The 8,850-nt window shown below is 66.1% G+C and carries 10 protein-coding genes and 1 pseudogene; 8 read left to right on the plus strand and 3 right to left on the minus strand.

The genetic code is table 11. From position 1 onward, the window contains the following. Window positions 1–303 (plus strand): hypothetical protein (locus tag SJH88_RS17325; protein WP_274755204.1); only part of this gene is annotated, 303 nt, incomplete at its 5' end. A gap of 35 nt (window positions 304–338) precedes the next feature. Further along, window positions 339–2,783, plus strand: a complete 2,445-nt coding sequence (locus SJH88_RS17330) for a membrane-bound PQQ-dependent dehydrogenase, glucose/quinate/shikimate family (RefSeq protein ID WP_274755205.1) — start codon at window positions 339–341, stop codon at window positions 2,781–2,783. Between the two features lie 131 nt (window positions 2,784–2,914). On the opposite strand, the gene SJH88_RS17335 is transcribed toward SJH88_RS17330, so the two are convergent. Further along, complete coding sequence (locus SJH88_RS17335) at window positions 2,915–3,412, minus strand: hypothetical protein (RefSeq protein ID WP_274755206.1); 498 nt, start codon at window positions 3,410–3,412, stop codon at window positions 2,915–2,917. A gap of 189 nt (window positions 3,413–3,601) precedes the next feature. Here SJH88_RS17335 and SJH88_RS17340 point away from each other — a divergent pair, with 189 nt between their 5' ends. The 5 genes from SJH88_RS17340 (at window position 3,602) to SJH88_RS17360 (ending at window position 7,491) form a co-directional block, all read left to right on the plus strand. Continuing rightward, window positions 3,602–4,273, plus strand: a complete 672-nt coding sequence (locus tag SJH88_RS17340) for a hypothetical protein (RefSeq protein WP_274755207.1) — start codon at window positions 3,602–3,604, stop codon at window positions 4,271–4,273. Then, entirely contained in the window at window positions 4,270–4,632 is a 363-nt protein-coding gene (locus SJH88_RS17345) for a hypothetical protein (RefSeq protein WP_274755208.1), read from the plus strand. The genes SJH88_RS17340 and SJH88_RS17345 overlap by 4 nt, the downstream gene beginning before the upstream one ends. A 227-nt stretch (window positions 4,633–4,859) precedes the next feature. Next, entirely contained in the window at window positions 4,860–5,513 is a 654-nt protein-coding gene (locus SJH88_RS17350; RefSeq protein WP_043381420.1) for a TetR/AcrR family transcriptional regulator, read from the plus strand. 116 nt (window positions 5,514–5,629) lie between these two features. Further along, window positions 5,630–6,127 carry a MarR family winged helix-turn-helix transcriptional regulator gene (locus SJH88_RS17355; protein ID WP_274755209.1) on the plus strand — a complete coding sequence of 166 codons (498 nt, stop codon included), beginning with the start codon at window positions 5,630–5,632 and terminating at the stop codon, window positions 6,125–6,127. Then, window positions 6,124–7,491, plus strand: coding sequence for an MATE family efflux transporter (locus tag SJH88_RS17360; protein WP_274755210.1), 1,368 nt, complete (start codon window positions 6,124–6,126; stop codon window positions 7,489–7,491). The genes SJH88_RS17355 and SJH88_RS17360 overlap by 4 nt, the downstream gene beginning before the upstream one ends. Before the next feature lie 25 nt (window positions 7,492–7,516). Here the strand turns inward: SJH88_RS17360 and SJH88_RS17365 are convergent, their stop codons facing one another. Further along, a complete protein-coding gene (locus tag SJH88_RS17365; protein ID WP_274755211.1) occupies window positions 7,517–7,693 on the minus strand; it encodes a hypothetical protein in 177 nt (58 codons plus the stop codon). Between the two features lie 272 nt (window positions 7,694–7,965). Between SJH88_RS17365 and SJH88_RS17370 the strand changes: the two genes are divergently transcribed. Continuing rightward, complete coding sequence (locus SJH88_RS17370; RefSeq protein WP_234686852.1) at window positions 7,966–8,367, plus strand: SH3 domain-containing protein; 402 nt, start codon at window positions 7,966–7,968, stop codon at window positions 8,365–8,367. A 374-nt stretch (window positions 8,368–8,741) separates the two neighbouring features. On the opposite strand, the pseudogene SJH88_RS17375 reads toward SJH88_RS17370, so the two are convergent. After that, window positions 8,742–8,850 (minus strand): annotated as a pseudogene (locus SJH88_RS17375) (IS5/IS1182 family transposase); the annotation flags it as partial.

Consider the following 8,850-nt stretch of genomic DNA (forward strand, 5'->3'; position numbering starts at 1 on the left):
GAACCCATCAACCCATCAACCCATCAACCCATCAACCCATCAACCCATCAACCCATCAACCCATCAACCCATCAACCCATCAACCCATCAACCCATCAACCGGTGGCAGACCCGTCCACCATGGTTGTGTGCGGGCCGCAGGCTGGCGTAGACCAGGCGCAGGTTGGTACGCACAAGAAGTTTCAGTTTTTTCTGAAACATCCGGTACACGTGTGCAGGTCGTGGACTTTATTTCCCATGAACAATGGACTTTTTTTCTCACTCATGATTGTTAGGCAGCAGTCCCGCGCGATTTCGAATTGAGAGATAGTGGGCACTGACTGTACTGAGAGGTTCTCATGCAAAAGAACAAGCAGCCGCAGTCCACTGCGGCACGCGTATGGCTGTGCATACTGGGGGCAGTGCTGGCGTTGGCCGGTCTGTTCTTCCTGGTGGGCGGCGGCAAGCTGATCACCCTGGGCGGCAGCTGGTACTTTGCGCTGGCGGGCGCGGCCTTGCTGGCTTCGGGCGTGCAGTTCGTGCGCCAGCGCCCTGCGGGTGCCTGGATCTATCTGGGTGCTTTTACTTTCACCATCGCCTGGGCGCTGTGGGAAGTGGGTTTTGACTACTGGAGCCTGATCTCGCGCCTGCTGGCGCTGACGTTTGGTGCGGCCGTGGTCGCCGCCAGCCTGCCGCTGCTGCGCAAGGCCGCCGGCCAACCCGCGCAGACCAAGGCCGCGCTGTCGCTGGCCGGGGTGTTCCTGGTGGCCGGCCTGGCCGCCTTTGTGTCCATGTTCCAGATCCACCCCGAGGTGAATGCCGCCAGCGCCGCCGCCACGCGCAAGCCGGTGGCCCAGGGCGAGACGCCGCCCAACTGGGATCACTATGGCAACGGTTACAAGAACGACCGCTTTGCCGCGCTGGACCAGATCAATGCGGACAACGTCAGCCAGCTGGAAGTGGCCTGGACCTACCGCACCGGTGACGTGCCCAAGTCCACGGGTGCCGGCGCCGAAGACCAGACCACCCCGCTGCAGGTGGGCGACAAGGTCTTCGTCTGCACCCCCAGCAACAACGTGATCGCCCTGGATGCCGACAGCGGCAAGGAACTGTGGCGCCACGACGTCAACGCCCACGTCGGCGGTGTCTGGGAACGCTGCCGGGGCCTGGCCTATTTCGACGCCAACGCGCAGGTGGCCCAGCCGACCGTGCCAGGTTCCACCCCGGTGCAGGCCGTGGCCTTGCCCGCGGGCGCCAGCTGTGAGCGCCGCATCCTGATGAACTCCATCGATGCACGCCTGTTCGCTATCAACGCCGACAACGGTGAGCTGTGCGCCGAGTTTGGCGACCACGGCGTGGTCGACCTGAAGCAGGGCATTGGCAACATTCCCAACCCGGCCTACTACACCCTGACGGCCGCCCCCACGGTGGCGGGCACCACGGTGGTGATCGGTGGCCGTGTGGCCGACAACGTGCAGGTGGACATGCCCGGCGGCGTGATCCGCGGCTTCGATGTGGTGACCGGTGCGTTGCGCTGGGCCTTCGACTCGGGTTCGAGCACGCCGAATGCCCTGCTCCAGCCCGGTGAGACCTACACCCGCTCTTCGGCGAACGTGTGGGCCGGCACCACCTACGACCCCAGCTCCAACACCGTGTACCTGCCCATGGGCTCGGCCTCGGTGGACCTGTACGGTGCGACCCGTTCGCCCATGGACCTGAAGTACGGCGCTTCCATCCTGGCGCTGGATGCCGCCACCGGCAAGGAAAAGTGGGTCTACCAGACCGTGCGCAACGACCTGTGGGACTTCGACATTCCCATGGCGCCCACGCTGATCGACTTCCCCCGCCAGGACGGCACGACCACCCCCGCGCTGGTGGTGGGCACCAAGGCTGGCCAGATCTTCGTGCTGGACCGCCACACCGGCCAGCCGCTGACCAAGGTGGAAGAAGTGGCCGTCAAGCCCGGCACCATTCCGAACGAGAAGTACGCGGCCACCCAGCCACTGTCCGTGGGCATGCCGCAGATCGGCACCCAGACCCTGACCGAAGCCGATATGTGGGGCGCCACGCCACTGGACCAACTGATGTGCCGTATCAAGTTCAAGTCCATGCGCTATGACGGCCTGTTCACCGTGCCGGACACTGATGTGTCGCTGAGCTTCCCCGGTTCGCTGGGTGGCATGAACTGGGGCGGCCTGTCGGCCGACCCGACCAACCACCTGCTCTTCGTGAACGACATGCGCCTGGGCCTGTGGGTCAAGATGGTGCCGCAGAAGCAGGACGCCGCGCTGTCGGATGGCGGCGAAGCACCGAACGCCGGCATGGGCCAGGTGCCCCTGGGTGGCACACCGTATGCCGTGGTCAAGGACCGCTTCATGTCGCCGCTGGGCATTCCTTGCCAGAAGCCCCCGTTTGGCACGCTGACGGCCATCGACATGAAGACCCAGCAAGTGGTCTGGCAGGTCCCCGTGGGCACCGTGCAGGACCAGGGCCCCATGGGCATCAAGATGCGCATGCCCTTCCCCGTGGGCCTGCCCACCCTGGGTGGTTCGCTGGCCACGCAAGGCGGTCTGGTGTTCTTCGCTGGCACGCAGGACTACTACCTGCGCGCCTGGGACACCGCCACCGGCAAGGAAGTCTGGAAGGGCCGCCTGCCCGTGGGCAGCCAGGGTGGTCCCATGACCTACCAATCGCCCAAGACCGGCAAGCAGTACGTGGTGATTTCCGCCGGCGGCGCCCGCCAGTCGCCGGACCGTGGCGACTACGTGATCGCCTACGCCCTGCCTGGTGCCGCCAAGAAGTAAGCGCAAAGCCTCCCAGCCGGCCTCGATGGCAGGCTGGCGCATGAAAAAGCCCTGGACGCGCAGTCTGCGCCGCCAGGGCTTTTTTTATGCGCCGTCCCCGCGCCCGCTGTGGCGGGCATGCAGGGGGCGGATCAGTAGGTGTTCACGCGGTAGCTGCAGCCGACGAGCACCTGACCGGGGTGGGTGATCACGGTGGACACCTCATGGCTGATGACCGTGTTGAGGGTGTTGCTGCCCACCTTCTCCTGCATGTGGTGTGCCACGCGCATGGCCATGTACTTGAAGTCATCGTCCCGCAGGGCCTCTTCGATGCCCAGCCGCTGGGCAACGTCCTGTGGCTTCACCTGGTCCAGCACGGCCAGCAAGGCGCCGGAGACCAGGGCCACGCGCTGTGTGCGCCAGCCCAGCACGTCGATGGGCGCCGCCAACTGGTACTCATGCATGAAGGGGTTGGGCGTATCCTCGATGCGGGTCAGCCCCAGGGCTGCCGCCCCTTCGCCCGAGGCGCCCAAGGCCATCGCGTAGTCGTTGAACGTGGGAACGTCATACTTGCAGGCCACCATCTGGGCCGCGTCGACCTTGTGGGGGGCGTGCTGCCGCTGCTGGCTTTGTGCAGTCCCCGCGGCCATCACCGCCCCGGCTGCCATCACAATCCCAGCACGCACCATCGTCGAAAAACAAAATTGCACCATGTATCTCTCCAACCCAATCGGCATCCTACCCCCGTGCGCTATCGATTGTTGAGCAATGCCTTGGGATGGATCAGGGCGCTGGGGCGCAGTCGTTTGTGCCGCATGGTGTGCCAGCGGGCCCTGGGTATGGCGGCACTGCCCTGGCTGCTGGTCGCCTGTTCTACCGCAGCCCCTGCGGACATGGTGGCGCGCACCATCGACAGCCACTTTGCGGGTGATCTGCAGTTGCTGCGCATCCTCCAATTGCAGCCTTCGGAGCCCCTGGCGCGCTGGCAGGGGTGCTATGGCGTGTACCTGCGGGACCAGTCCACGGGCAGCGACTTCATGGTGCGGCTGGAGCCCGACGAAGGGGCCGAGGTACTGCGCGACAAGGTGCTGGCGGCCCGCGCCGCATCGCGTGAGTTCGTCGCCAACCAGCGCGCGGCACTGGCGCAGTTGCAGCGCGCCGGCGTGCAGGGCGACTTCTTCTCGCTGCGCGCCCTGTCGCCGCTGTACGGCAGCATGCGCTGGTCGATTGCGGTTTTTGCGGGCCAGCAGGCCCTGCACAAGGATGCCGACCTGCTGGACGAGGCGGTGCTGCGCGCCTTCTCGGAAGTGGTCCACCTGGACCCCGAGCCCATGATCGATATCTATACGGCATCCTTGAAACCGGCATATGCCCAACCGCTGGCCAAGGGCTACCACGGCATGGTCGAGTTCATCCGCGGGCGCCCGAGACCTTCATGCAGGCCCAGGACAGCGGGGGCGATGCCCACTGGCGGCTGGGTGCCCAGGCACGGCCGGTGCCCTACATCGTGAGCGCACGCCAGCCCCGCTTGCGTGCGGCGTGCTACGCCGAGATTGAGGCGATGCGCAGGCACAACCACCTGTTCCAGCGCCACCACATCTACCTGGAGCCATCGCGCAGCCTGCTCGAGGCCTACCAGATCCCCGCCCGTCTGCAAGCGCAGGGACTGCGGCAAGGCCATACCGCGTTTGCCCTGCTGGACCGTGTGCAGGGGCGCATGGTGTTGAGGGGCATCGTGGCCCCGGACGCCTTCGATGCGGGCGACATCCATGCCGTGTCCGGGGTGTATGCCTATGACTATGTGTTTGCCACGGACGAGCTGCGGGTGCGTCCCCTGGCGTTGCCGGATGGTGTCCTGGCGTCGCCCTGAGCGGCCGCACAGCGAGAAGCCCGCTGCGGCACGGTGCGTGACCGCGAGCGGGTACTGCCGGACGGGCAGGCTTTTGCCGTCCGCCACGTGGGCTGCGCACCGGGCACGGAAGCGGCGTGGGTTTTGCACTGCGTGATACGCTGGTAGCCCCAGCTGATGAACAGTGACAGGCCCTGGCCGGATGACCCCAGCGGGTCGCGCTGTGGCCATGGAGAACGGTATTGAGCGTGCAAAACCCTGAGACCCCCACCCCTTCCACCGAAGACACCGCCACGGCCGACATGCGCCAGGCCTTGCTGGAGGCCGGCAAGGAGGAGTTTGCCAACTTCGGCTATGACGGTGCGCGGCTGGAGCGCATTGCGGCCAAGGCCGGGTGCGCCAAGCGCATGCTGTACTACTACTTCGGCAACAAGAAGGATGTGTACCTGGCGGTGATCGAGCAGTGCTACAGCGACATCCGGGCGTCGGAGCAGCAGCTGGCGCTGGACACCCTGCCTCCGCGCGAGGCCTTGCGTGCCCTGGCCGTGCAGAGCTTCCACTACCACGAGAACAACCGCAACTTCACCCGGCTGGTGCTGCAGGAAAACTTCCAGGGCGGGGAGATGTTGCGCCAGGTGCCCACGATGGATGCCCTGCGCCAGGCGGCTCTGGAGCCCTTGCAGCGCATCCTGGATCGGGGCCAGCAGTCGGGCATTTTCCGCGCGGGCCTGGAAGCGGCCGATGTGCACTACCTGATCTCGGCCTTGTCCGGTTTTCGTGTGGACCACGCCTCCACCTGGGCGGGCTTGCTGCAGATTGACCTGCTGAGCGATCCCATCCGCAGCCGCCACCTGCAGTTGCTGCTGGATCAGCTGGACGCCATGGTGGCCCTCCAGCCCTGAGACGGCGACCGGTCTGCCGCGCCCTAGGGCGGCCGTCGCAGGGATGACAGAGGGTGTGAATACGTGCATCTACACTTATTCCTGCGCCCTGATGCACGGGGCCAATGGAGACCACGATGCCCCCCAAGTCTCCCCTGTCCACTGGGGCCACCACCTGCCCCACGCAGCCCGACAGCGGTGCGCCGTGCACCTGTTTCATGGTGCGCAGCCTGTCGCGCAAGATTTCCCAGCTGTACGACGACACCCTGGCGCCCAGCGGGCTCAAGGGCACGCAGTTCAGCCTGCTGGCCCAGGCGCGCGTGCGCAGGGGGCAAGAGCCCCTGAGCGTCTCGGCCCTGGCGCAGCGCCTGAATACCGACCGCACCACCATGACCCGCAACCTGCGCACCTTAGAGCAGGCTGGCCTGATTGCCCTGGTGCCCGGCAAGGATGCCCGCAGCCGCTGCGTGGTGCTGACCGCCGACGGTGACGCCCGCTACCGCCAGGCCTTGGGGCTGTGGAAGCAGGCCCAGGCCGAGGTGCGCGCCCTGTGCGGCGGCGACCAGATTGCCGCGCTGGAGCAGCTGGTGGGCCAGTTGCTGCCCCGACTGGCCCACGTGCAGGAGGTGGCATGAACGCCGCCGCAGCCCCAGGCGGCGTTGCCGGCCACCCCTTGCTGCGCGATGCCATCCTGCCCACGCTGTGGCGGCTGTCCCTGCCGAACATGGTGGCCATGGGCATGTCCGTGCTGGTGGCCGTGGCCGAGACCTATTACGTCGGGCGCCTGGGCACCACGGCGCTGGCGGCCATGGCTTTGGTGTTTCCGCTGGCCATGCTCACCCAGATGATGAGCAATGGCGCCATGGGCAGTGGCGTGTCGTCGGCCATCAGCCGTGCGTTGGGCAGTGGCGACCGCGACAAGGCCTCGGCCCTGGCCGTGCATGCGCTGGTGATTGGCGGTGTGGTGGGCGTGCTGTATTCGCTGCTGCTGGTGCTGTGCGGCAGCGTCTTCTACCGCTGGCTGGGCGGGCGCGGCGAGGTGCTGCAGGCCGCCACGGGCTTTGGCGCGGTGCTGTTCAGCGGGGCGGTGCTGGTGTGGCTGTGCAATACGCTGGTCTCGGTGGTGCGCGGCACGGGCAACATGCAGTGGCCTTCGGCCGTGCTGTTTGGGGTGTCGCTGCTGCAGATCGTGGTGGGCGGGGCGTTCGGCCTGGGGCTGGGGCTGGCACCGCGCTGGGGCATGGCCGGTGTGGCATTGGGCAATATCGTCGCCATGGCCGTGGCCGTCGTGGTGCTGGGCTGGTACCTGCTGCGCGGGCAGGACCGGCTGCTGCTGCGCTGGCGCGGCGCGCGCCTGTCGTGGCCCATGTTCCAGGACATCCTGCGTGTCGGCGCTCTGGCCTGCATCTCGCCGGTGCAGACCTCGCTGGCCGCTCTGGTGCTGACCGGCATGGTTGCACGGCTGGGGCCGGATGCCCTGGCTGGCTATGGGATTGGCCAGCGGCTGGAGTTTCTGCTGATTCCGATTGCCTTTGGCGTGGGGGTGGCGGCCGTGCCCATGGTGGGCATGGCCATGGGCGCCGGCCAGGTGGTGCGTGCGCGCAAGGTGGCGTGGACGGGCGCGTGGCTGGCCGCCGCCATCCTGGCCGTGCTGGGCCTGCTGGTGGTGCTGTGGCCCCGGTTGTGGTCCGGCATCTTCACCCAGGATGCTGCCGTGCTGGTGCATGCCGATGCCTATCTGCGCACCGTCGGCCCGGCGTTCGGCCTGTTCGGCATGGGGCTGGTGCTGTACTTCGCCTCGCTGGGCGCGGGCCATGTGCTGGGGCCGGTGTTGGCGGGCACGGTGCGGTTGCTGGTGGTCATCGTCGGCGGCAGCTGGCTGATGGCGGGCGCCACACCCAGCGCGCAGGGCCTGTTTGTGTTGGTGGTGGTGGCCATGGCGCTGTACGGCCTGTGCACGATCGCCAGTGTGTGGCGCACGCCATGGCATAAAAAATGAGCACCTGGCGCAGGTCTGGCAGCGTTTACACACTGATTGGTGTGTGAAATGCCGAGTGGGCAAACGCAAGCTGCTTCTGTTTTTGAAAGCGCACAGCCGGGGTGGACGAGGGCATGGCCAGCGCATGCGCGCGGTGCGTGCCCTGTGCCAGCAGGCACCGGTCCGGGGCGCGGACCAATTCCGCCATGCCCTGTGCCAGCATGGCCGCAGACCCCTGGCAGCGGGTTCCACGCGCGCCATGGCAGGCAGGCACTGCGGCCGGGCGCACAGGCCCGCAATGCAGCCTTGCGGACGATCTTTCGGCAAGATGCCTGCAAATAAAAGGAACTCACACGCCGTGGGGCACACCAATTTCTCAGAACTCTGCGGCGTGGGCTGAATTCGCAGCCCCGCCAGTCTGCAATCTTCACTGGGAGCTGGATACAGGTGCTTGGTCGTTCGTTTTCAAAAATTGTTCTGTGTGCAACCCTGGCCGTGTCGGCCGGCCTGGCTGGCGCTGCCGAATTCCGCAGCGTCAAGGGCGACAAGGCCAACATCCGGGCCGAACCCAACACCCGGTCCGAGATCGCGTGGGAGCTGACCCAGGGCTATCCGCTGGCGGTGGTCAAAAAGCAGGGCAACTGGCTGCAGGTCAAGGACATCGACGGCGTGTTGGGCTGGGTGTACCGGCCCGTCACCACCAACACCCCCCACTACCTGGTCAAGGTCAAGACCGCCAACCTGCGGGCCGGCATGGGCACCCAGCACCGCATCGTGGCCAAGCTCAAGAAATACGATGTGGTCAGAACCCTGGAGAAAAAGCAGGGCTGGGCCAAGGTGCGCACCAGCGAGGGCCAGCAGGGCTGGGTCTCGCAGAAGCTGGTCTGGGGCTGGTGAAAGCAGAAGGGGCCAGGTCCCTGGCTGCCGGGCGCTTCCACATGGCGCGCGGACGCGGGGCCTTCGCCCCTCCTTGTCGCGCTGTTGCCTGGCTGCCTTGGGGCGGTGCAGTACGGGAAAATTAGAGGTGCTGCAACAGGGCATCGGCAAGGCGCACAGCCTCATGCACTCAAAAAGGCCGCCAGAGTGAAGGCTGGGGCATCTGACATGTACCCCCAGATGCTCCAGGGCGGCACTCCTGCGTGGATTTTGGCGAGCTTGAACATGCACGTGACAGCGGGAGCAAAGAACAAGACCGCAAGCGGTGAAAACAACCGCACTCGACGATGTGCTGCTCCAGGATCCACAAAAGACTGATGCTTCTAAGAACGTGTTTACGATCTCCTGAGCAGTAGGGCCAGGAAAGCCAAGTGGACGAACTGCAGGCTGGTGTTCAAGAGCCGCTCGCAGTTCTTCCATAGCCTCCTGTTCTTGTCCAGCCAC

Origin of the sequence: Comamonas sp. GCA5, assembly GCF_036541385.1 — a bacterium.
Lineage (GTDB): Bacteria > Pseudomonadota > Gammaproteobacteria > Burkholderiales > Burkholderiaceae_C > Comamonas > Comamonas aquatica.

Bases quoted from the DNA above. Each gene is read 5' to 3' on its own strand.
- SJH88_RS17330 (WP_274755205.1), top strand. From the start codon at position 339: ATGCAAAAGAACAAGCAGCCGCAGTCCACTGCGGCACGCGTATGGCTG.
- SJH88_RS17340 (WP_274755207.1), top strand. From the start codon at position 3,602: ATGGCGGCACTGCCCTGGCTGCTGGTCGCCTGTTCTACCGCAGCCCCT.
- SJH88_RS17355 (WP_274755209.1), top strand. From the start codon at position 5,630: ATGCCCCCCAAGTCTCCCCTGTCCACTGGGGCCACCACCTGCCCCACG.
- SJH88_RS17365 (WP_274755211.1), bottom strand. From the start codon at position 7,693: ATGCTGGCACAGGGCATGGCGGAATTGGTCCGCGCCCCGGACCGGTGC.
- SJH88_RS17360 (WP_274755210.1), top strand. From the start codon at position 6,124: ATGAACGCCGCCGCAGCCCCAGGCGGCGTTGCCGGCCACCCCTTGCTG.
- SJH88_RS17335 (WP_274755206.1), bottom strand. From the start codon at position 3,412: ATGGCCGCGGGGACTGCACAAAGCCAGCAGCGGCAGCACGCCCCCCAC.